Genomic DNA, 22246 nt, shown 5'->3' with positions numbered 1-22246 from the left:
TAACTTTATATGAGATGCAAGAGGATCCGTAAACTGCAATTGAGAAAGTTTCTGTAACAAGTTGCAGGCTCTGCTGTTGGCATGGATTTAATATTCCTTGTAAATTTCTTCTGTTATTCCGTACAATTCTCTGAATTCTGCCAGATCTGCCGGAGAACGGATCAGCATGATTTCATCGATTTTTCCGGTCTGAAGATCCTTGAAGCCTGCCACCTGCTCGCCGGTGCAGATGCTGGTTTTGAGGACGGGTTTCTGGTGGTTTGGGTCGTAGGTTTTTAAATGATGGTTCTTTTTAAAAAATTTCATAAATTCCCTCCTCATATCACATGATGTTTCCGGCAACGTATTTTCTTTCTTGTACTTGTTGAAACCACTTTAGAATCTGACTCAATACTATTTATTACAATTTATGATATCTTCAATTTTTTCTCAAGCCAAGAAATAATAATTCCGCAATACGGTGTCAAATTTCTTTCCTGCACAAGGCTTGAATAGGTGCGCTCCAACTCATGTATAACTGCATCCTGTGATTTTCCTTTGCATTTCTTTAAAATTCTTTCTTGTTCTTTCTGCAAAACGCTTCTTCGTGTCTGTGGTAAAGAAAGTGCCTGACAATTCAAGTTTAATGTTTCTGTCACGTCTTTATTGATTTCCGGATCATCTGAACAAATACTTCCATCTGCACTATATTTAATCTTTCTAATAGATAATTCATCAAATGGATTGATTGTAAGCTCTGTATTACCCCTATGAGCATCACAAGTTTTATCTTCCGGTTTTACACCTTTCTCCAAACTGTTTCCATAACAAACACCAAGCATCCATTTAAAATCTAAAGTTGCTTTTCTATCATGTTCTTTTTCGCCTTGTGGATGCCTTGGCCTGCAATGTTCAATTCTCATAACTCTCGGATCATCAATTTTTCTCATGCAATATGCACACAAACATTTCTGTTCTTCCCACATCTGTTCTCTAATATCTTTTAGTACATCCGTAGGCATATCTGTTTCATAGTCTGCATCCAGATGTTGTTTTCGGAATTTCAGAAGACTATTGGGTTCTTTGCCTCTTTTTACAACGATCATATGCTATTCCCCCAATATTCTCTCCAAATCCAGAGATGTCCTTGCGGCTGCGATATCCGGATCTGTTGCTCCGACAATCGTTTCAATCTCTGTCAAAACCTTATCTGCTTCTTTGTAGTTATTTTCATCCATATATGCATAAAATGAATCTATTCGCTGTTTGATATCCACGGGACGTTCTGATACCTTCATAACTTCTCTTAATATGGAATTTGCGTCTCTTCCATAGGTCTGTGCTGCTGGCATGTAAATTTCTCCATTATCTAAAATCCGAATCTGATCTCTAGAAATCGAGTTGATGACAGCTGGCGCATGAGAGCTAACAATAAACTGAACCTTCGGAAAAATCGCCTGAAGATCGTTCAAAATGGTCTGCTGCCATTGAGGATGTAAATGTAAATCTATTTCATCAATTAAAACAATTCCAGGGGTTTTTTCCAGCACCCCATCACCTAAGGTAGGGTTTAAAACTGCCATACGATATGCAAGATCACCAATCATGCTGAGTGTATTCTTATAGCCATCACTCATTTCATCCATTGCAAATCTCTGGGTCTCTCCTTCTGGCGTTTCAAATTCCAAAATTAATCTATGTGTATCAAGTTCGAAAGAAATGCTGGCATTTCGAGCTCCACTAATTCTCTCATAGCTTCTGCAAATAGCTTTTTCAACAGTCTTTAAAAGTATCGGTTTTTCTAACACACCTGTTTTCTGTTGTTTTTGGAGGCTTTTTAATGTCTGTGTCTGGAACCAATTCAGCATCAGTTTCTCATTAGATTCTGCTGCCATACAATCTACATAACCGACCTGACGTTTAAATTCTGTTAAAGATTTTATATTTCTTTTCTCTTTCTTTTGTGCATATAATCGTCCGGTTCCATAATAAGATATTAGAGGAAGAACCAATGATTTATCTCCTGTCATAATCTGATTCTGTGCTTTCTTTGCAAGACTCGTCAATTCTCCTGCATCTTTGATAGTGGTCTTACCGCTTTCAGAATTTAGTGATCGAACCCATTTCACATTTTGCTGATCCAGACAATCACCTATACTCTCGATACTTACTGGAAATTGGTGTTGTGGATCAATCGTTCCATTTAAATCATGGAACTCATATCTAGCATCGTCCTTTAAAATACTTCTGCTTACACCTCCATCAATATCTAACAAAAACGTACTAATTGAAACTGCTACAGCATCTAATATTGCACTTTTACCTGCTCCATTCTTACCAACCATCAATGTGATATGATCATCAAATTCAATCTCTGCCTCTTTAAAACATCTATAATTGGAAATCTTGATATTTTTTAATTTCATCCGTCTGTCACCTCTCTTCGTTCTTATTTAATTTTTGCCAGCAAATCTATTTTTAATGCTTTCTTTCCTCCCCGGGCCACTTCTACGCCCTGGAATTTTTCATAATTTACTTTTACGCCATCATCCGGATTGATCTCGATTCTCTGATTGGCGATGTGAGCGATGGCTTTTTTCATCTTGGCAAACTGTTTCGTGTATTTCGTCACTGCTTTGGTTGCTTTTGATTTTTCGGAAGCGGAGTTGGCGTTGTCGATTGTGTACTGAGCACTCTGCATTGCCTTATCTGCAAAAAAGACATTCAGATCCCAGTCTGTGATCTCTTTTTCCCCTAATCGAATCTTCTCGTCGTATACTTCATGTAAAAACTCAAAAAATAATCTGCTATCCATCAAAATTGCAATCAGATTCAGCATCTTTGCGGTTTCTACATCACAAGTGATAAATGCCTGTAATACTGCTTCTGGTAAGGTAGATACCCTTCGGTATGTTCCATTCAACACCTCGTAGGCGCGATATTCTGCTTTCACCTGATAGATATTTTCCTCCCAGGCAATCTTGCGGATGTCTGCCTTGCTAAGTCCTTCCAGAATATAAGCTGCTGTTTTTCTGGACTCTTGCAACCAAAATAATTTTGATGTAAGCCCTGCACTGTATTCCATTACTGTCCACCATCTTTTGTTTCTTTTTTATGGTGGACAATATCTCCAAAGTCACAGTCCAGTTCGTCACAGATTTTTTCCAGCACTTTCATAGAAACGAGTTCGTTCTTGGTCATTTTTGCCATCGTACTGCTGCTGATTCCCAACCTGTCCATCAGATCTGTTTTTTTCATGTTTTTATCAATTAATAGCTTCCATAGTCCGTTGTATGATACTGCCATCTGCTTTACCTCTTCATTCTACAAAACTTATGGTTTCCTGATATTTCAGAAGTTCCTTTTCGCTTTTCGTTCTTTCACTTTCAGTCCATTTTATTGTACCATAGCAGAAGAATTACTTCAATGGAAGAAACAAATGACAGCTTTACCTTTGCGAATATTTCATTTCAAAAGACCAATCCGGTCTCTATTTTTTCTTCTTATGATATTCTACGATTTCTTGTTTCCAGTCCTCTGCAAAAAAGTTTTCTGCAGTTCCACAGGTAACTGCTTTACTCAATGCATTACCTACTGCTTTAAAATTTATTGCAATACCTTTTGAATCGTTTTCATATGTCACGGATCTGTTTCTGGAAATTCCAATCTTTTCTGCTTCTCTTCCTGCATCAATGTTGGCACCCAAAAACAAAAACTCCCAGCCACATTCTTTTTTCAATTCTATTTTCCTTCGGATCTGCTCCTGCGTATAATGTTCACTGGAATTCTCCAGTCCATCTGTCATGATTACAAATATGATTTTTCCTGCTCTGTGTTTTTCCGGAAGATGTTTCTGTACATTTTCCATTTTTTCAATTGCTGTTCCTACTGCATCAAGTAAGGCCGTGCATCCCCGCACAAAATATTCCTTTTCTGTAAGTGGTTCGATGATCTCCACCGGAAATCTGTCATGAATGATATCTACTTCGTCATCAAATAAAACCGTAGTCACATTCACTTTCTTTTCCGATGCCTTCTGCTTTGCAATCATGCCATTAAAACCACCGATGATATCTCTTTCCAGACCGCCCATGGATCCACTTCTGTCCAAAATAAAAACCAACTCCATTAATTCTGTATTCATGTGATTTCCTCCTTTTCAAGCCATTGTGGGATTTCCTCCTCTTGGAATTATGGTTAATCACATTTTATCTACAGAACCAACGAAATTGGTCGCCTGTCAGGTGACATCGGTATATAGAAAAACAGCAGCACCCAAACCGGTGCTGCTGCTTCTTTTACATCGAAAGAGCAGATGCGGAATTTCTGCCCTTAAGAAGGAGGTATTGTTCGTGTATATTAATATGCTCGAGATGCATACAATCATAATCATAAATAAAAACTGCCTGCCTACCCATGGCTGACATCTCTGAGACACCTGCGGATAGTGTCCGATTGGATGTTTGACTTTACTCGGAAGCCCATCTCAAATACCAAGCAGGTTTCCTGACTTACAGATCGTTACACCGACTCCCCTTCTCACATTTAATATGGGTAATGCAATGGGATCATTGAGCGGTATTCCCTGTTTACAGTGACCGGATCGTCCAGGATTCTCACCTGGTTCCCTCTTCAGACAGTAACTGCGGAATTGTACTGTCTGCACTTGATACTGCAATATTAAATTACACAAACAATATTATAAGCTTAAAAAGGAAGGTTGTCAACCACTATTATTCTAATAAAATCGATTCTATTTTGTAATTTTTACTTTTGTAGAAAGTCCTTTGCTACGAAGCAGCTTTTTGCAGGTGTTAATTTTGTTCTTCGGCACTTTCACCACCAGCTTTTTGTAATTGTTTTTTCCCATATTGGTGAATGCCTTGCTTCCGATTTTTTTGGAGGTCAGTTTCTGCGTCTGGATCGTAAAGGAAACCATTTTTACATCGTTACAGAAAGCTTTACTTCCGATCTTTTCTACTCTTGCCGGAAGCGTCATTTTCCGAAGGGAAACACAATTTGCAAAGGACAGGTTTCCGATCGTTTTGACATTTTTGCCAAGAACAACCGTTGTCAGTTTCCGGCAGCCGTAGAAGGCTTTCGAACCGATGGTCGTTACACGGCTTCCCGTTTTAACTGTGGTTAATGAGGTGCAGTTCTGGAAAGCTCCTGCTCCGATCGTGGTTATATAGCCGGAAATGGTCACTTTTTTCAGCTTCTTATTATTTTTAAAGGCACCGGCAGCGATCGAGGTCACACGATAAGTTTTTCCGTTGAACCTCACCGTGGACGGGATCGTAACCGTGGAAGCATTTTTGTTTTTCAACTGCTTCAGTTCTACCGTACTTGCAGTCTTCACTTTATAGACATTCTTTGTTTTGCTGTCCGTCTTCAAAGTTCCCGGCTTTAAAGCCGTATTGGAAGCCGATGGCTTCTGCTCAGACGGCTTCTGCCCCTGGTTTGCGGAAGCGGCCGCTTTGATCTCAAAAGTCAGACGGATGCTTCCGTAATAAGACTCGTTTCCACTGATCGTCAGTTTTGCTGTTCCCACCTTCTTGTTATCGGAATAAGAAAGGCTGTAGTCTTCTCCCGCCTTCAGCGTCTGACTGCCAAGCTTTACGGTTACAGCCGGTGTGATGGCCTTTCCGGTGTAAGTATAGCTTGCATTGAGACCACTTACCTTGGCTCCGGAAAGATCGATCTTATAGCGAAGTGTATTTTTTTTCGCGTACTGGATCGCATAGGAATCATACGGTGCGTAAATCGTTCCTGCCATCACATGGCTGTAATTACCAACCCAAAAATATCCTGTCCAGGTGATATCCTCGCCGATCTTTGTCACACTGGCCGGAATGGTCAGTTTTTCCAGATCATCGCAGCCGTAGAACGCCTCTTTCCCAATGCTTTTAAGCCCTGGTTCGATCTCGATCTCTTCCAGATTGGTAAAATACGGAAATGCTCTTTCCGGAATTTCTGTGACACCAGAGCAAATGACCACTTTTTTTACTTTATTCTGGATCGCATGCCAGGGACCCTGCTGCGTATAGGAATATCCGCCACCCGAAGAAGCAACCGGAAAGCGGTAGCGATCCTCCGGATCCAGGAAGAGTGCACCGTTTCCATAAACAGTCAGTACGCCATTTTGAAGTTTCCAGCCGACCCCTTCTCCTGCCACATGGTACATTTTCTTAGTTGTATTTCCGGTATTGCTGTCAATGGAATAAAAATCCACCATATTTTTATTGGAGGCATAATAAACGACTTTTTCGCCTTTTACAATCGGCTGACAGCCGCTGATCGGGGCTCCTGTGGTATATTCCTGGCTGATCCGGTTTCCTTTTCCATCAATGAAAACATAATGGAGTGTACTGCCGGCCAGAGTATCCTCTTCCGTTCCGCTTCCTTCTGTCTCACCGTTGTATTCTTCCCAGGAAACCATAAAGCGATTGTCATTCACCTTTGTGATTTTAACGCCCATAAAGGCTTTTCCGGATTCTGTATAATTGGTCAGAGAAATTACTTTTGTCGCTTCCTCGGTGAAATCATCCAACGGAGTCACGGTAAGATAAATATTCATGGGGAGATGATTTTCTCTTGCCGTGTCATACTTTGTCTGATCAATGGAGGTTCCCAGACCAAGAACGGATGTATCCGAAACTTCCAGTGCATCTACACTTGCATAGCAGGCAACTGCCCAGGAAGAGGTACGGTTTCCTCCGTACTGATACACCGAGATCCGTTTCCACTGCTTTGCTGCCGTATCATACCTGGAAAGCATCGTGCAGCGAGAACCTTCACTCTGCTCCAGAAGATAAAGCTGGTTATCTCTCACTTTCACATACTGCGCAAAAGAATGCCAGAGATCATTATCAATGATCTCACCCGTCATGGTTTGCTGATCCACAGCGATCACCAGAAGTCCCTGATGACCCTGGCCTAAAGAGGCATCTACATACCCCTCATGTCCGGTAGCGATATAGAGAATCCCATTGAGTTCCGTCATTTCCACACAGCCATCAAAGGGATAACGTACCTGTCCGAACTCATCACCGGCAATACCGGTAATATGCGCAGTTCCCGTTTTATTCCAGTTTCGATCATAGCGGATCACACGAATGACTTCCTTCGCATCGTCTTCTTCTCTGTTATTCTGACCCTCTACCAGATAATAACCATCAGAGCCATGATAAAAACCACCCCAGAGTTCCAGTTCCATGGGAATGCTCTTCTTGCTTTTGATATTAAAATCATTATCATAATATTCAATATAGACTACATTTTCCCTGTAAAAAACTCTCATATAGCCGTCGTCCAGGCTAACCAGATCCGAATATCTCTTTGGATAAACTCCACGGTTATCCCAGGCTGTGGGCAGAAGGGTGTCATCTGCTTTCACATTTCCCGCCGGGAAAAACAGGATGCAGAACAGCAGGACCATAAGGATAAAAATATTTTTTTCTCTCTTCATAACTCTCCTCACTGTCAAAAAGGGATGCGCCATCAGGCACACCCCTTCTAAAAATCATTTATGCAAGTGTTCTTGCAGCTGCCTCTACGACATGGCCTACCAGTACAGAGGTAGTAACGCTTCCAACACCGCCCGGAACCGGAGTGATGGCATCAACGATCGGCTCAACTTCATCAAAAGCAACGTCTCCACAGAGTTTGCCTTCTGCATTTACATTGATTCCTACATCGATGATCGTCTGACCCGGAGCCACATAAGAAGCATCTACAACACCGGCGCGGCCTGCAGCCACGATCACGATATCAGCCTCTTTTACTACGGACGGCATATCAACGGTTTTCGTATGGCATACGGTAACGGTTGCGTTTTTCTTGATCAGCATCATGGCAGCCGGTTTACCAACTACCAGGCTTCTTCCGACAACAACTGCTTTCTTTCCGGTGCAGTCGATTCCGTAGTAATCCAGAATCTCCATGCAGGCCTGCGGTGTGCAGGGCGGGAAACCTACGTTCTTGCCGGTGAATACGCCGGACATGGAACCATCGGTCATGCAGTCTACATCTTTTGCCGGATCCAGAGCATTCTCGATCACAGACTGATTCAGATGTTTCGGAAGCGGACGGAACAGAAGAACGCCATGGATCTGCGGATCTTTGTTCACTTTGTCGATCACAGAAAGGAGCTCTTCCTGAGAAACGTCAGCCGGAAGAAGGATTTTCTCACAGGCAACGCCCAGAGTCTCACAACGTTTGGTTGCTCCTCTCTCATAAGAAATATCGCTCTCATTCTCACCTACACGGATGATGCAGAGAGTGGGGTTTACACCTTTCCCCTGAAGCTCAGCAACCTGAGCTTTGATCTTTTCATTTAATGCAGCCGTTACTTCTTTACCTAAAAGTCTCTTTGCCATTTTATCTGTACCTCTCTTTTATCTCATTCTCAGCGCAGGCGTGCAGCCACACTCTGATAAATCTCTTCTGCCTTTTTGGTGTATACAGAAAGCATCTCATCTGCTTTCTTGTTCAGTTCATCAGCATACTCACGATTTTTCATGGATTTGGTGTTGATGAACACATTCAGGGAAGCTCCCTCAAGAGCAGCTTTGCAGAACGTTGCACCAACGCCGGCATCGCTGATCGCCAGAGTAGAACCTTTCTCAGCAAACACTTCGATCAGGTCAATGGCTTCACAGCATCTCTCCATGATTTCCATGGGTACAGAGCAGGCATCTTTGAGAACGATCTCCATGACACGAGCTTTCTCAGCCTTCTCTTCCTCGGTGTTTCTTGGCATACCATATGCTTTGGAAAGGGGCTCGAAGACCTCTGCATCTCTCTCAATGAGATGAAGAAGCTCTTTCTGAAGAGCTTCTGCCTTTCCTTTCAGCTCATACATTTCCTCTTCTACATCCGCATATTTCTTTTTGCCGACGGTAAGGCTGCCTACCATGTTTCCAAGGGCAGTTCCGATGGCTCCGACCAGAGCGGAAGCTCCGCCGCCGCCGGGAACGGGTGCTTTGGATGCCAGTACTTCTACAAATTCATTGCAGGGTACAGTTGAAAATCCCATAATTCATACCTCCTGTTTAATTTATAGATTTTGTAACTATTCAGAGCCCATCTCGATTCCGCTTCGCTTCATCTCGATGTGGCTACTCGCCAAATAGATTTCCAGTCAAAAGTGTTCGTTCATGCAAGCATGACTCACACTCTCGACCGAAAATCTGCTTGGCTCTGAATAGTTACAACTTTTTCATGGTTCCGATCGTGATATCTCCTACCACTGCCATATCCTCCGCAGAAAATGACAGTGGAAAATTATCGGAGAAAAGGATCTGAGCAGATGGTGGAAACTCATCGTCTCCGGCCCATAGAATAAACTGGACAAAATAACCATTGATAAACTCAAACTCATAGGAAGCATCTCCCATGGTCAGTTTTTTTGCTCCCATCCGTTCCATAACTGCACAAAAGTCTGCCAGACGATTGCCATAGGAAAAAGCCAGTCTGCTGATGCATCGTCCGGTAAACTGCTGAAGATAAACGGTTCCCCAGGGCACCTCACGATAGGTAAGATACTTACCCGTCGGTGCGGCAGCTATGCCGTTGGCGATCATGCGGATCGCCATGATCTTCGCCGGCACTCCCTCCAGAATCGCCGCATACTGAGTATCTGTCTCATCAGCCCGGCGGACTTCAAATTCCGGCCAGGAAATGAGAAATTCCTTTCCCAGCATACGAAGGGTGAATACTTTTTTATCTTTATCGTAAGGAATTCCAGAACGCAGAGATGCCGTTTCCGGATCCAACGCCTGAAACTCCTCCAGATAATGGGTAAAGGGAATCCGTTCTTTGTTATCTTTTTCGTAAGGAATATTCATGTATTACCTCATCTGCTTTATCTCACTGTCTTACTGAATACTCGGGAAAAGGCTTTTATCCGTATGAGGCACAAAACAGGCTGCCACAAACTCATCCATATAGGTGGGCACATTGCTGAGCTCAATATAGGTCATGTTCTGGGCAATTTCATATACCTTTCTTTCTGCCTCCGTTGAATACAGCATTGCGTATGCACCGGCCAGTGAAGTATTTCCAAGATAATGGTACATCTCCACAGGGATATCCGGGAACATACCGATCTCAATGGCATTGCCCATATTGATGCCGCTTCCGATACCACCCGCCACATAGACATTCTCGATCATGCTGATATCAAAATCACAATAGGAAAGCATCGTACGAATGGCTGAGAAAATAGCGCCTTTTGCACGGATAAAGCTGTCAATATCTGCCTCTGTCAATTCCACATCCTTCACAGAACCGGCCTCTTCTTCAAAGGCAATGATATAACTTCCCATTCCGAACTCATCTCTGCGGATCCGTCTGCCCTCCCGGATGATCTGTCCTTTCGGGTTGATAACGCCGCAGCGGAACAGTTCAGCGATCATATCAATGATACCGGATCCGCAAAGACCTACCGGTTTGGTTCCCGGATCACCGATCACCGAATACGTCGGCTCCAGTGTCTCTTTATCCAGTTTGATGGCTTCAATAGCTCCGTCTGTGGCACGCATACCACAGCTGATATCTCCGCCCTCAAAAGCAGGACCTGCAGAGCAGGCACAGCTCATCATGAAATCAGAATTTCCGAAAACGATCTCACCATTGGTTCCAAGGTCGATAAAAATGGAAAATTCCGGTTTATTCCAGATCATGCTGACAAAGGCACCGGCAGTGATATCACCGCCCACATAACTTCCGATATTCGGAGCCAGAATGATATGGGCATCCGGATTTACCTTCAGACCGATATCAGAGGCAAACAGTGAATTCGTTTTGAAAAATGTGGGGATATAGGGCTCCATACGAACCGGATCCGCATCCACTCCCATCAGAAGATGGTTCATGGTAGTGTTGGCACCGATGGCAAGCCGGTAAACCTGCGCGGGTTTGATCTTTGCGCTGGCACACATATTCAGAATCAGCGGATTTAAAGTTTCTTTGATGATCGCATCCTGAAGCTTCTCTCTTCCACCAGGCTTTCCAGACTCGATGATACGATTGATCACATCCGCACCATAACGGATCTGACCGTTTCCGGCACTACCTTTTGCAAGAACTGCTCCATTCAGCATATCAATGATAATGGCGGAAACGCTGGTAGTACCAATATCAATGGCAATACCAGCCACTACGGGTTCTTCTGATGCCGGCAGTACATCATAGACAAACACATCTTTGCCTGTCTTGCGGATGACTGCTTTCACATGAAAATCACTGGCACGGAAAACATGTGCCATTTTCTTGATGACAGAATAAGGCACCCGGATCTTATCCATACCGGTAACCTCTTCCACGGCCCATGAAAAGCGCTCATTGTCCGGCATGGTATCATCCAGTGTCGGTGCACTCATCGTTACATCGATAACTTCCAGGTTATTTTTAAGTTCAATACCTACTTCCGCAATCTGTTCTTTCAATTCCTCAAAGATCTTAACCTCTTCCGCTGAGCTTAAGTCTGCCATTTTCATCCGGCTCTTATATGCACTGGCAATATCCGGCACCAGAACTTCCACATCATCTATGATCTTACTGATGCAGGCCAGACGCCAGCCTGCCGCATACTCTTCATCGGAAATATGGCTGGTTTTCTTTGAGTCGAGGGTGCCTCCCATAAGCTTTACCTTACATTTTCCGCAGGCTCCGTTTCCGCCGCAGGGGGCATCGATAGCTACGTTTGTTTTTCTCGCTACCTCAAGAAGGCTTTCACCGAAAGCAGCGAAGACTGTTACATCTTCGCTGTTTTCAAACTTAAAAGTGACCTTATGCATTTATTACAGCTCCAGATAGGAATCTGCGTACAGGGTGTTTCCTTTGAATACATCACAGGATTTGATGGTCTCCATCAGACGGAGGTCATTCGGGTTTACGATAGCGGAGGTCAGACCCTGCATCATAGCCATAGCTACCAGAGCGGAATCCATAATCGGACGGATGGTCTTCGGCATACCGTTACTGTTGTTGGAAAGTCCGCCGGTGGAGTTCAGACCCATATCAGCGAACATCTTGATGCACTCCAGAATCTCCATCTGTTTGTCCTGCATTCCTTTTACAACCAGGAATAGCGGGTCGAACCAGAGATCCTCAGCTTCCATACCATGCTCCAGACCTCTCTCCAGAAGCAGCTGGCAGTAACCCATACGCTCATCATTGTCTTTTGCGATTCCTTCGCCGTTACAAAGTGCGATAACGATTGCATCGTTAGCAGCTGCCAGATCGATGTTCTCGATTCTTCCTGCAGCGTCAGCAGAGTTTACAATCGGTTTTCCTTTGCTTCTGTTGTAAACAGAGATACCAGCCTCGATAGCCTCTTTATTGGAGGTATCCAGTGCCAGAGGAACGTTGTCGAACTCGCCCTGAAGGAGCTGTACTGCCCATTTCATCAGGTCCGGGCCGTAACCCTCAGCCGGTCCGATGTTTACATCCAGGTAAACAGCGCCTGCATCCAGCTGCTGTTTTGCTCTTTTCAGAATCGGCTCCGGATCTCTCTCCATAAATGCCTTGTTGACTGCCGGAGCAGTAGTGGAAAGTCTCTCACCAATCGTAACAAATTTTGCCATGGTTGTGTTCTCCTTTATTCTTTTTATTATTTTAGATGACGGCACAAGAAGAAGCTGTGCCGCCATCCTTTTTTATATCTTAGCCCTGCATATCCTTAAGGAATTTTACAAGCTGAACTGCCTCTCTGGGTCCAACAATGATCTCCCAGCCAGGCATTTTTGCTTCCAGATCACCCTTCAGTACAGCAACTTTACCCGGGATAACCAGTTTGTGGTTCTTGATCTTGCCGGCGATATCCTGCTCCTCAAAGAATTTAGCGATAGAGGAAGAGGAAAGCTTACCAGCTGCCCAGGAAGTCAGAACGGAAAGTCCGCCTGCATCGTTGATGATCAGGTTGCACGGTACGCCGGAACGCTCCAGCTCACCGGATACTACGAAATATGTAAGAGCAAAGTCTACAGTGGTCAGACAGATAGAATTCTCATCACCACCGTTGATGGAGTAGATACCCGGCTCTACCTTCATGGGTTTCTGCGGGTCTGTGAATACGTTCTGTCTTAAACCGTACAGCGGAAGTGCGGTAGCGTAATCCATCTCTTCTACTACTACGATAGAACCGTATTTCATGGTAAACAGAGATGCCAGTGCTGCCTGCAGGTGTTTGTCACCATGAGCCAGAACAGCTGCATTTACCAGAGACGGATAACCGCAGGTTCTGTTGCCGTCTTTGATAGCGGCACGACGGAACTGAACAGCGATGGCATAAGCCTCTTTGATGGAGTTTTTGCCACAGTCGATGATCAGGTTCTTGTTGCCCAGTTTTTCAAGAGCTGCTACGGTATCGTAAAGCTCGTTGATGTCTTTTCCGGATACGCCAAGTACAACGCCTGCCTCAGTAGCAACAGCGCTCATAGCCTCATAGTTGGAAGCATCTGCACCGTTCAGGATCGGTTTCTTGTCTTTGCTTACTTCAAGAGCAGCTTTGGCAAGCTCAACATCCTTGGTATCGATGATCAGTACTCTGCCCTCGATAGCAGCTGCTTTTTTCACCAGCTCAACAAAGTCCGTTTTCGGCTCTTCGCTGTGATTTACATAAACCATCTCGGTGTACATTCTCTCACCGATACGATCATAATCAACAGCAGCTACTTTAGCGATCTTAGCATCGATGGTTGCCTCGTCCATGCAGTCGCACAGATGAGCAGCATATCTGGTTTTGCTCACGAAAGTTTTCTCGTGACGGAACAGAACGGTCTCACCGCCCAGAGTCTGCTCAGCATCGCCGGTACCAACTTTGATGGTTTTCATTGGCGGAGCGGTTGCCTCAGACAGGGAAGCCAGAGCGTCAGCAGAGAAATACGGACATTTGGAGAGCTCGATCGCTCCGGAAGCAACCTTCATGGAGAAAGCCATACAGGTCGGGCATCCGCATTCTTTACAGTTTTTCTTCGGTGATAATTTAAAAATATCAAGACCTTTAAGTGCCATTATTCTATATCCTCCTTATGCAGCAACAATTACATTAATTCCTTGATCATGGTAGAAATGGTTTTAATGGATACCGGGTGTTTCAGGATCACTGCATCGGAACCGGATGCCAGAACTGCTGCTGCAGTCTCAACTTCCATATCGATTCCACGCTCTTCCTGATCTCCCCATTCCGGCATATCAGCTTCAGAAGCCATAGCCTCTTTTACGCCCCATGCTTCGGATGCTACAGGAGTAATGATCGGCATCTGCAGAGTTACATCGCCCTGAGCCAGAGCTGCTGCTTTTACACGGTCCATGGTAGATACTGCGTACTCAAAACCATAACCTGCTGCTGCAGAACCAACATTCATAACAATGCTCTTACCGTCTACACCAAGCTGAGTAAGAAGTACATTCAGCTGTTTTGCAAGGTTGATATCTACTGCGGACTCAGCACCTACGACCTGTTTGTAAGCAAGGCCTGCTGCTGCACCCACCTGTTTGTAGTTTTCTTCTTTTGCAGCCAGGATCAGGGCATTCTTTCCGTCAACAGCCTCAGCTGCTTTGGCAAGGAGCTCTGCGTCCTTCTCTGCATGTTTACATCCGCAAACTACCAGCGGAAGATCTACTGCTGCCACGATTTCTTTCAGCATAGCAATGAGCTCTTCTGTAGATTTGTTTGCACCGTTCGGATCTCCGCCATCCATACGGAAGCTTAAGAAATCTACTCCCTCAAAGCTTGCTGCTCTCTTTGCCATATCGGCAACAGTCTCGCAGCCCTCATAATATTTCTTCACACACTCCGGCTCATTCTCAAGACCGGAATCTGTGATCTCAACGCCAACCTTCGGTGCGTTCTCGACCGGTGCGTCAAAGGTGTAGAAAGGAAGTACATTCTCTCCGCCGAGAACGATCTTCTTATCTCCACAACCCACCTCAACGGAGTTGATGCTGGCGCTGAATTTTCCTGATTTTGCAGTAAATGCCATTTTAATAAAACCTCCTTCAAAAAACTGGTTATTTCTTTGTAATTATTTTTAACTTAACTAGTCTATTTTACAATATTCCGCAATAAATTTCAATAGACAGAATGACAATTTTTTAACATTTTTCCGGATTATGGAAAAGTTTGTGGGGGAATGGAGTGGATACCGGACGTTTTGCACAGGTCAGGGACCCGCCTGCGTGACGCAGGCGGTACGCTGCCTGAACGGCAGCTTCCGTCCCTTCCCTAAATGGGTCTACGCTTCCGCTTCGGTCCGTGCTTAACGAGCCCCACCGGGGCTCAGCACCATTCTGCCCATAGATACAGAAGATAATCGCCTTTCGCGTGTAAACACGCAACGGCTCTTCTCTTCTGCATCTGCGTGCAAAACTGTTGAATTACATCATCGGATCCATTCCAAGTGCCGGATGGCCTTTCTCAGTCAGGAACTCCAGTAAGGTCTCGGGATCCTCTGCGATGGTCTCGTCACCGATCATATCTGTGAAGTTCTCGATTCCGTACAGCTCCTTGGCTGTCTGGTTCAGTCTGTCTGCAACCTGCTCCTTCAGGGCCTTCGGCATCCAGACGATACGCTCGATACCACCCTCAGCCTTCATGAATTTCTTGGAAGCGATGAAGTGTTTACCATGTCCCATGAAGCCAGGAGTCTGCACTCCGCCACCGGTCATGGAAGCCAGTTCCGGGAAGGTCATTCCGAGAGGAGTCATACCTGCATACTCACGGTTGGTGATGCATACGCCGTTGGAGAAGGGCTCGATACCACAGATACACTCGAAGCATCCGCAGGAGGTCATCGGTTTCTCCATGATGGAATACAGAGATACATCTTCCAGAGCACCCTGGGAGAGTTTCTTAACTGCCTCGTTGACATCCTCATACTCACCGATTCTCTCATCGATCGGTCTCTCTTTGGTGATCACCTGACAAGGACCATTCGGATCCAGCTGGTTGGTAGCTTTTGCATCCAGCCATGAAACAGCACCGCAAAGACCAAGTCTCTCCGGAGTAACCACACATACATGGCTCGGGGAGAATGCCTGGCAAAGGATACAGCTGTAATATACATCTACGGACTCATCGGTAAGGTTTGCAAGACGTGCATCACGTTTGTCGAAAGTGGGGATAGCCACCTCATGACGCATTCTGGTACACTCAGCCGGATCCGTGTAGATCGTAACCTGACACTTGTCAACAACTGCATCGAACTCATTCTTTACAGAAGCGTAAAGAACTTCACCGATATGTTTGATACGGAAACCAGCATTGAAAGCATCTTTGCTGATACGTACACGCTGCATGTCACGCTGACCGGTATGGTATACACCCTCGATGCAGTTGATGTAGTTATGGAATTTACGCTCGATAACCGGCTCGAAATCCGGCTGCATGTTTTTGCCTGCAACCTGTACGACGTAAGCGATGCTGTTCTTGCTGCCCAGCTCCATCTCATCTACTTCCGGCCCTACAACAGTGATCTTGTGATCCTCGATCTCGGAAGCATCCATGGTCTGAACCAGCTCGCAGCAGTCCACACGGGAACCATCGAACTCAACCTGCATGTCACCACGACGGATGATCTCACCCTCGAATGCGGATGCGAATGCAACCGGGATATCGATATTGGTGATCTTGATCTTAATATCACGAGCCTCAAGAGAGGTAGCATTGAATTTGCTTACGTCTTTCTGTACGATCAGGCTCTTCGGTACGCTGAAGGTCTCCTCATTGGTGATTACCGGGAAACCAAGAGCGATAGCGCCTGCACCACAGGCTACGATAACCGGATCCAGCGGAGCAAAAGCATTTACGAATGCCGGTACACGTTTCATGGTATACTCCATCAGAGCTGAAGCGTCACCAGGAGTTACGTTACCAAAGATCAGAGCCGCACGGACTGCTACAGATACCACGTGGATAACAGAGGTTACATCTTTACCAAGCGGGATAACACGTACGTTAGCGCCGGTCTTCATGCCAGCCTCAGCCACCTGATCGATGATGCCGCCTACCAGAGTTACCAGAATACCCTGTGCCTGATAGGATTTCACCAGAGCCACACCTTCCTCAACAGAAGGAGCAGAACCAAGGATAACAGCAACACCCGGGATATCGCCGGTTACAAGGGGAACACCGAGCTCACGGATCACAGCATCTGCCAGATGTCCGTAGCAGGGCTCTTCATACGGTGTAGCACCGTCAATGTATTTCAGAGCCTCAATAAACTCAGCGCAAAGTGCGGTAGCAACACCGGACATGAAAGCATCGTTCAGTTTCTGATCTCTGGTCATCAGAGATTTTACAACATCCAGAGCATTTTTCATATCACCCAGATTGGTGATCTTTGTTCCTGTTACGCCATAGTAGCAGGGAAGGCTGTATGCAGTATGCGGGAAGCTTACTGCTTTATCCGCACCGTTTGCTGCAATTGCATCATCAACAGCTTTTACTGTCAGATCATAGACTGTATCATTTCCGCTGAAAATCACGTCAAATAAAGTCACGATAATTACCTCCAATTTCAAAATACCGGAATCTTTTTCAGGCTTCCAGTTTTTCTTTTATTTTTTTGATTTCTTCCACTGCAGTTTCACTGCAGTCATATGGGGATTTCCCCTGCCGGTCTGCGTCGATCACTTCCGGATTGTAATGGACAAAGCCTAAAAGATCCTCTTCCGGGATCCTCTCTTTAATAAATGCTTCATCGTCCTCATTCCGAACCTTATTGGCCACAACCCGGACTTTCTTTACACCGAGTCCTGATGCAAGGCGTTTTACATTTTTATAGGTCTGGATACTTCTTGCTCCCGGTTCAATTACAACCACGAACTGATCCATTCCCTCTGTCGTGCCTCTTCCCAGATGCTCCAGTCCGGCTTCCATATCCAGAATGACCACGTCATTACTACGTAAAACCAGATGGTTGATGATACGTTTCAGCATCACATGCTCCGGGCAGACACAGCCGCTGTTGGCCGTATCCACGGTTCCCAGCACCAGAAGCTTTACACCGTTACACTTTTTGGAATAAGTATCCGGAATGTCATCTACTTTCGGATTCAGTTTATAGAACTGATTGTTCGCATTTGCACCTGTCCGTTCCTCCACCAGTTTACGCATCTTGGTAATTGGAATGATCTCATCCAGCTCTTCCTCGGAAAAACCAAGGGCCAGGCCCAGATTTGCATCTGGATCCACATCAGCCGCCAGAACATTTTTTCCCTCTTCTGCATATAATCTGGCCAGAGTGGCTGCGAAGGTCGTTTTTCCCACACCGCCTTTACCGGTCACTGCAATTTTCATGTCTTCATCCACCTTCCAGAAATATTCTCCGCTTCGAAAGCGAATCCCTGCAGCCTTTTAAAAAGATGCCGGATCCGCTTCCAGAAACTGACAGGCTATGTAAATTCTCTTATTGCCTGTCAGGAATCAAAGAGTGCTCAGAATCAGATGCCCAGGGCCGTTCTCTTCTCTTCGATTCTTTCAATCATTTTATCAACCAGTTTCTCGATATCCTTCTCTACGGTGTAGGAAGCCTCAACCCACTCTTTTACGCCGTTGGTCAGAAGATCAGAGATCTCGCTGGAACCGCTTACGTACGGATCAACGCCAAGGAAGGTATCAATACCGGTAGCTACTACATAGTTTCCAATAGAAACTGCTTTCTCAGACATCCACTCCGGAGCACAGCCTACAACCGGCAGCTGAGAAATGTTCAGTCCGGAATCCTTAGCCAGCTCTGCTACCAGGATCATCATACGGGAAATATCTACACAGGAGCCCATGTGAAGTACCGGCGGGATATCAGCCAGCTCACAGACTCTCTTTAAGCCTGCACCGCAGAGATCTTTTGCAGCTTTGTCCATCAGACCTGCTTTTGCAGCTGCCTGAGCGGAACATCCGGATGCTACAACGATGATATCGTTCGCAATGAGTTTCTTCATCAGCTCGATATGAGCATAGTCCGGGCGAATCTTCGGGTTGTTACATCCAACCATAGCTACTGCACCACGGATAACACCGGAAGTGATACAGTCAATAAGCGGTTTGGTAGTTCCGGTCTTGTCAACCTGAGAGTTGGTAACACCATCCAGAGTCTTAACAATCGCCTCAACAGAGTAACCAACGGTTGCTTTCTGTTTCATATCCGGAATGTATACCAGATCCGGTTTACGGTTTTTGAAGTTCTCGATTGCCATTTTGACAATCTGTTTTGCTTTCTCTAATGCACTGCCTGCACTGAACTCGATGTACTCGGAATCCGGCATCTGTGCAATGGGAGAGGTGGTGATAAATTTGGTATGGAAACATTTGCTTAAGGGGCCGAGAGCCGGGAAGATACACTGTACATCAACAACGATCGCCTCACAGGCACCGGTCAGTACAACGTTCTCCTGCTGCAGGAAGTTACCAGCCATGGGGATACCACGTCTCATAGCAACCTCGTTGGAAGTACAGCAGACACCGGAAATGGTGATTCCTTTTGCTCCCATCTCTTTTGCGTAAGCGATCATCTCAGGATCATCTGCAACTTCGCAGATCATCTCGGAAAGGCTCGGATCATGTCCGTGTACCACGATATTTACGTTCTCGGCAACCATAACACCTAAGTTTGCTTCGGTGTCGATCGGCTTGGGAGTGCCGAACAGAACATCGGAGAACTCAGTTCCGCACATGGAACCGCCCCATCCATCAGACAGACCATTTCTTAAAGACTGACGGATCAGAGCTTCCGGCTTGGAAGAACATCCCATATGGCTCATATGCAGTGCACAGGAAACCTCGCGGTCGATTGCTCTCGGCTCGATTCCTGCATTGTGCCACAGATCCTGTGTATGCTGAGGTGCTCTCTTCAGCCATCTGGAAACGCCGTGGTTTTTACCATACTCGCTCAGTGCAAGCTCGGACATCTCATGAGCCAGATCATAGATATCTCTGCCCTCTGTCTCAACGCCCCACTCTTTTGCAATACGGATCAGTTTTGCCGGGTCTTTTACCTGGTAAGCTCCATCCGGTGCTGCATGTCCCAGAGTGTTACAGATCTCACGTCCGTGATCGGAATGAGTAGCTGCGCCGCCTGCAGTAAATTTGAGGTAGTTACGCCCTACGATACCGTGAACATCACATCCACAGATACCTCTCGGAGCCTTCGGAGTAATACGGCAAGGTCCCATAGAACAGATACGGCAGCAAACACCCTGCTCACCAAATTTACAATGCGGAGTCTGATTTTTTACACGGAACTGCCATGCGTCAGCACCAACCTTCGCGCCTGTTTCCAGAAGTCGATTGGTAGCAGCCTCCATTTCTTCAACAGTTGTCATCTTAAAGTTTCCCATTATTAACCTCCTTCGTAATTGGGCAAAAATGCGGGGCGGTTTTCTTATATCCCATCCACCCCCTAGGGATATGCACTTTTTAATAAAACCCTCTGCCACCGGCACGGCGTCTCGGTCTTTCCAAAACCGGGGCGTCGGATGCAGAGGGATTATTCACAGATTAAAAATTTAATTTATCCAGGATCTCACACAGAGCCTTGCGGACCGGTGAATCCTTCGGAAGCTGAATGATGGGTTTACCATCACAGTCATACTCATAAACCCCTTCATCCTGCGGGATGACTCCCAGAAGGTCCAGTCCCTGTTTTTTTACTTCCTCCAGGGTTCCTTCATTCAGTTTGCCTTCCGGCGCCCTGTTGATGATCAGGCCAATGGATGTGGGACGAAGATCACACTCTTTGATCAGCTCTTTGATACGGCCTACTGCCTGTACGCCTCTTCTGGAGCAGTCACTCACCAGAATAACCGTATCAACCTTGGGAAGGATTCCTCTGCTGATATGCTCCATTCCGGCTTCGTTATCCACTACCATATACGGATAATTGGGAGTCAGTTTTGCAAGCTGAGCCTGCAGAAGACCGTTTACAAAGCAGTAACAGCCTTTTCCCTGCGTTCTTCCCATAACGAGCATGTCAAAATCATCATCTTCGATCAGACAGCGGTTCACCATCATCTCCATATAATCAGCCTTGGACATTCCGGCAGGGATCTTGTTGGTAGAAGAATCTGCGGAGCGCTCCACATCCTCACGGATCTCTCCCAGTGTCATTTCCACATCTACACCGAGGACCTCGTTCAGATTAGAATTCGCATCCGCGTCCACAGCCAGAACCGGAGTTTTTTTCTTGTCGCAAAGATACTGAATCAACAGACCGCAAAGAGTCGTTTTTCCAACGCCGCCTTTTCCGGCGACGGCAATTACATGTGCCATTGGAAGCACACCTCCTAAAATCTAGTAAAGCGGACATTTACCATCCGCATTCAAATCTTTATCAGATCATCGTACGCATACCGGATGCATTGATGATTTCCGCTACATCTTTCCACTTGTTCAGAGCGTACAGATGGATTCCATTGATTCCAAGTGCACGGTATTCATCGATCTGTCGGATCGTGTATTCAATGCCGGCTTTCTTGAAATCTGCCTTTTTCTGTTCCAGAGCATCATCGAACGGTTCTTTATCAAACGGATTCGGAAAAATCCAGTATTTAGAGATCAGACGGCTCAACTCTCTGGGCATCACACAACCGTTTCTGGAAAGTGCCATATTGATTGTAGCTGCCTGATCCAGGATCGGCATGATCCCCACATCGACCGGCATGGTAACACCGGCTTTATCAATGGCATCCAGCCAGTATTTAAACTGTTCCATATCCCAGCAAAGCTGAGTCATGATGTAATCCGCACCGTTATCCTGTTTCTGTTTCAGGACAGCGATATCAGCCTCAAGACTTCTGCATGCGATATGTCCCTCCGGAGAACCTGCCACAGCGATCTCAAATTTATCGCCAAATTCTTTCCGCACAAAAGCTACCAGATCCGTTGCGTAATTAAAATCTCCGCAGGTCGTGGTCTCTCCTCTCGGGATATCACCACGAAGAGCCAGCATATGATCCACGCCGTCAGCGAGATAGTTCTGCAGCTGCTCCTTAATTCCTTCTTTCGTGTTTTTGATAACTGTAAAATGCGTTACGGGGACGGTACCGGCCTTGATGATCTCCTGGCATACCTCTCTGTTACGCCCTACGTTTCCTCCGCCTGCTCCGTAGGTACAGGAAATGTATTCCGGATGAAACTCACAGAGTTTCTTGATCGTCTCCGGAAGGTTATTCATTCCCTTATCTGTTTTCGGTGGAAAAAGTTCAAATGACAAAAGCTGTTTTTCTTTCATCATTTCAGACAATCTTGTCAATTTTGTCATAC

Annotated in this window: 19 protein-coding genes and 1 riboswitch; all 19 genes read right to left on the bottom strand. The window is 45.6% G+C overall.

What is annotated here, in order from left to right; genetic code table 11:
* Positions 1-87: 87 nt before the first annotated feature.
* Positions 88-306, bottom strand: a complete 219-nt coding sequence (locus tag DXA57_RS03445) for an aspartate dehydrogenase (protein WP_117764634.1) — start codon at positions 304-306, stop codon at positions 88-90.
* A 101-nt stretch (positions 307-407) separates the two neighbouring features.
* The gene (locus DXA57_RS03440) at positions 408-1085 is read right to left on the bottom strand and encodes a hypothetical protein (protein ID WP_117764632.1); all 678 of its coding nucleotides are present in this window, start codon (positions 1083-1085) and stop codon (positions 408-410) included.
* 3 nt (positions 1086-1088) lie between these two features.
* A complete protein-coding gene (locus tag DXA57_RS03435; RefSeq protein ID WP_117764630.1) occupies positions 1089-2405 on the bottom strand; it encodes an AAA family ATPase in 1317 nt (438 codons plus the stop codon).
* Positions 2406-2428: 23 nt separating this feature from the next.
* Positions 2429-3064, bottom strand: a complete 636-nt coding sequence (locus DXA57_RS03430; RefSeq protein WP_117764628.1) for a DUF1819 family protein — start codon at positions 3062-3064, stop codon at positions 2429-2431.
* Positions 3064-3285 carry a helix-turn-helix domain-containing protein gene (locus tag DXA57_RS03425; protein ID WP_117764626.1) on the bottom strand — a complete coding sequence of 74 codons (222 nt, stop codon included), beginning with the start codon at positions 3283-3285 and terminating at the stop codon, positions 3064-3066. Before DXA57_RS03425 ends, DXA57_RS03430 begins: the two co-directional genes overlap by 1 nt.
* A gap of 184 nt (positions 3286-3469) precedes the next feature.
* Positions 3470-4123: a vWA domain-containing protein gene (locus tag DXA57_RS03420; protein ID WP_117764624.1), complete on the bottom strand. Its 654-nt coding sequence runs from the start codon at positions 4121-4123 to the stop codon at positions 3470-3472.
* A gap of 335 nt (positions 4124-4458) precedes the next feature.
* Positions 4459-4664, bottom strand: a riboswitch (cobalamin riboswitch).
* A 68-nt stretch (positions 4665-4732) separates the two neighbouring features.
* Positions 4733-7447, bottom strand: a complete 2715-nt coding sequence (locus DXA57_RS03415) for a leucine-rich repeat domain-containing protein (RefSeq protein ID WP_158571223.1) — start codon at positions 7445-7447, stop codon at positions 4733-4735.
* Between the two features lie 58 nt (positions 7448-7505).
* The gene (locus DXA57_RS03410; protein WP_117764620.1) at positions 7506-8357 is read right to left on the bottom strand and encodes a bifunctional 5,10-methylenetetrahydrofolate dehydrogenase/5,10-methenyltetrahydrofolate cyclohydrolase; all 852 of its coding nucleotides are present in this window, start codon (positions 8355-8357) and stop codon (positions 7506-7508) included.
* 29 nt (positions 8358-8386) lie between these two features.
* Positions 8387-9016 carry a cyclodeaminase/cyclohydrolase family protein gene (locus DXA57_RS03405; protein ID WP_117764618.1) on the bottom strand — a complete coding sequence of 210 codons (630 nt, stop codon included), beginning with the start codon at positions 9014-9016 and terminating at the stop codon, positions 8387-8389.
* A 172-nt stretch (positions 9017-9188) separates the two neighbouring features.
* On the bottom strand, positions 9189-9827 hold the full coding sequence (locus DXA57_RS03400) for a DUF3786 domain-containing protein (protein ID WP_117764616.1): 639 nt from the start codon (positions 9825-9827) through the stop codon (positions 9189-9191).
* Positions 9828-9857: 30 nt separating this feature from the next.
* A complete protein-coding gene (acsV, locus tag DXA57_RS03395) occupies positions 9858-11780 on the bottom strand; it encodes a corrinoid activation/regeneration protein AcsV (RefSeq protein ID WP_117764614.1) in 1923 nt (640 codons plus the stop codon).
* 3 nt (positions 11781-11783) lie between these two features.
* Positions 11784-12569 carry a carbon monoxide dehydrogenase/acetyl-CoA synthase methytransferase subunit gene (gene acsE / locus DXA57_RS03390; protein WP_117764612.1) on the bottom strand — a complete coding sequence of 262 codons (786 nt, stop codon included), beginning with the start codon at positions 12567-12569 and terminating at the stop codon, positions 11784-11786.
* A gap of 79 nt (positions 12570-12648) precedes the next feature.
* On the bottom strand, positions 12649-13998 hold the full coding sequence (gene acsC, locus DXA57_RS03385) for an acetyl-CoA decarbonylase/synthase complex subunit gamma (protein WP_117764610.1): 1350 nt from the start codon (positions 13996-13998) through the stop codon (positions 12649-12651).
* A gap of 29 nt (positions 13999-14027) precedes the next feature.
* A complete protein-coding gene (gene acsD / locus DXA57_RS03380; protein WP_117764608.1) occupies positions 14028-14969 on the bottom strand; it encodes an acetyl-CoA decarbonylase/synthase complex subunit delta in 942 nt (313 codons plus the stop codon).
* A gap of 394 nt (positions 14970-15363) precedes the next feature.
* Positions 15364-17487, bottom strand: a complete 2124-nt coding sequence (gene acsB / locus DXA57_RS03375; RefSeq protein WP_117764606.1) for an acetyl-CoA decarbonylase/synthase complex subunit alpha/beta — start codon at positions 17485-17487, stop codon at positions 15364-15366.
* A gap of 37 nt (positions 17488-17524) precedes the next feature.
* On the bottom strand, positions 17525-18286 hold the full coding sequence (locus DXA57_RS03370; RefSeq protein WP_117764604.1) for an ATP-binding protein: 762 nt from the start codon (positions 18284-18286) through the stop codon (positions 17525-17527).
* A 143-nt stretch (positions 18287-18429) separates the two neighbouring features.
* The gene (cooS, locus tag DXA57_RS03365) at positions 18430-20322 is read right to left on the bottom strand and encodes an anaerobic carbon-monoxide dehydrogenase catalytic subunit (protein WP_117764602.1); all 1893 of its coding nucleotides are present in this window, start codon (positions 20320-20322) and stop codon (positions 18430-18432) included.
* Between the two features lie 160 nt (positions 20323-20482).
* The gene (locus DXA57_RS03360) at positions 20483-21253 is read right to left on the bottom strand and encodes an ATP-binding protein (protein WP_117764600.1); all 771 of its coding nucleotides are present in this window, start codon (positions 21251-21253) and stop codon (positions 20483-20485) included.
* A gap of 61 nt (positions 21254-21314) precedes the next feature.
* A complete protein-coding gene (locus DXA57_RS03355) occupies positions 21315-22244 on the bottom strand; it encodes a methylenetetrahydrofolate reductase (RefSeq protein WP_117764598.1) in 930 nt (309 codons plus the stop codon).
* Positions 22245-22246: the final 2 nt, after the last annotated feature.

The organism is Blautia sp. OF03-15BH, from assembly GCF_003463065.1.
Lineage (GTDB): Bacteria > Bacillota > Clostridia > Lachnospirales > Lachnospiraceae > Limivivens.
Note: the sequence above shows the minus strand (reverse complement) of the source record. Positions and strands in the feature narration are given on the sequence as shown.

What these genes read in the sequence shown, in the direction of transcription:
- DXA57_RS03360 (WP_117764600.1), bottom strand. Translation starts at nt 21,253, where the DNA reads ATGGCACATGTAATTGCCGTCGCCGGAAAAGGCGGCGTTGGAAAAACG.
- DXA57_RS03400 (WP_117764616.1), bottom strand. Translation starts at nt 9,827, where the DNA reads ATGAATATTCCTTACGAAAAAGATAACAAAGAACGGATTCCCTTTACC.
- acsC (WP_117764610.1), bottom strand. Translation starts at nt 13,998, where the DNA reads ATGGCACTTAAAGGTCTTGATATTTTTAAATTATCACCGAAGAAAAAC.
- DXA57_RS03370 (WP_117764604.1), bottom strand. Translation starts at nt 18,286, where the DNA reads ATGAAAATTGCAGTGACCGGTAAAGGCGGTGTGGGAAAAACGACCTTC.
- cooS (WP_117764602.1), bottom strand. Translation starts at nt 20,322, where the DNA reads ATGGGAAACTTTAAGATGACAACTGTTGAAGAAATGGAGGCTGCTACC.
- DXA57_RS03440 (WP_117764632.1), bottom strand. Translation starts at nt 1,085, where the DNA reads ATGATCGTTGTAAAAAGAGGCAAAGAACCCAATAGTCTTCTGAAATTC.
- DXA57_RS03425 (WP_117764626.1), bottom strand. Translation starts at nt 3,285, where the DNA reads ATGGCAGTATCATACAACGGACTATGGAAGCTATTAATTGATAAAAAC.
- DXA57_RS03445 (WP_117764634.1), bottom strand. Translation starts at nt 306, where the DNA reads ATGAAATTTTTTAAAAAGAACCATCATTTAAAAACCTACGACCCAAAC.
- DXA57_RS03415 (WP_158571223.1), bottom strand. Translation starts at nt 7,447, where the DNA reads ATGAAGAGAGAAAAAAATATTTTTATCCTTATGGTCCTGCTGTTCTGC.
- DXA57_RS03355 (WP_117764598.1), bottom strand. Translation starts at nt 22,244, where the DNA reads ATGACAAAATTGACAAGATTGTCTGAAATGATGAAAGAAAAACAGCTT.
- DXA57_RS03420 (WP_117764624.1), bottom strand. Translation starts at nt 4,123, where the DNA reads ATGAATACAGAATTAATGGAGTTGGTTTTTATTTTGGACAGAAGTGGA.
- DXA57_RS03430 (WP_117764628.1), bottom strand. Translation starts at nt 3,064, where the DNA reads ATGGAATACAGTGCAGGGCTTACATCAAAATTATTTTGGTTGCAAGAG.
- acsV (WP_117764614.1), bottom strand. Translation starts at nt 11,780, where the DNA reads ATGCATAAGGTCACTTTTAAGTTTGAAAACAGCGAAGATGTAACAGTC.
- acsE (WP_117764612.1), bottom strand. Translation starts at nt 12,569, where the DNA reads ATGGCAAAATTTGTTACGATTGGTGAGAGACTTTCCACTACTGCTCCG.
- DXA57_RS03405 (WP_117764618.1), bottom strand. Translation starts at nt 9,016, where the DNA reads ATGGGATTTTCAACTGTACCCTGCAATGAATTTGTAGAAGTACTGGCA.
- DXA57_RS03410 (WP_117764620.1), bottom strand. Translation starts at nt 8,357, where the DNA reads ATGGCAAAGAGACTTTTAGGTAAAGAAGTAACGGCTGCATTAAATGAA.
- acsD (WP_117764608.1), bottom strand. Translation starts at nt 14,969, where the DNA reads ATGGCATTTACTGCAAAATCAGGAAAATTCAGCGCCAGCATCAACTCC.
- DXA57_RS03435 (WP_117764630.1), bottom strand. Translation starts at nt 2,405, where the DNA reads ATGAAATTAAAAAATATCAAGATTTCCAATTATAGATGTTTTAAAGAG.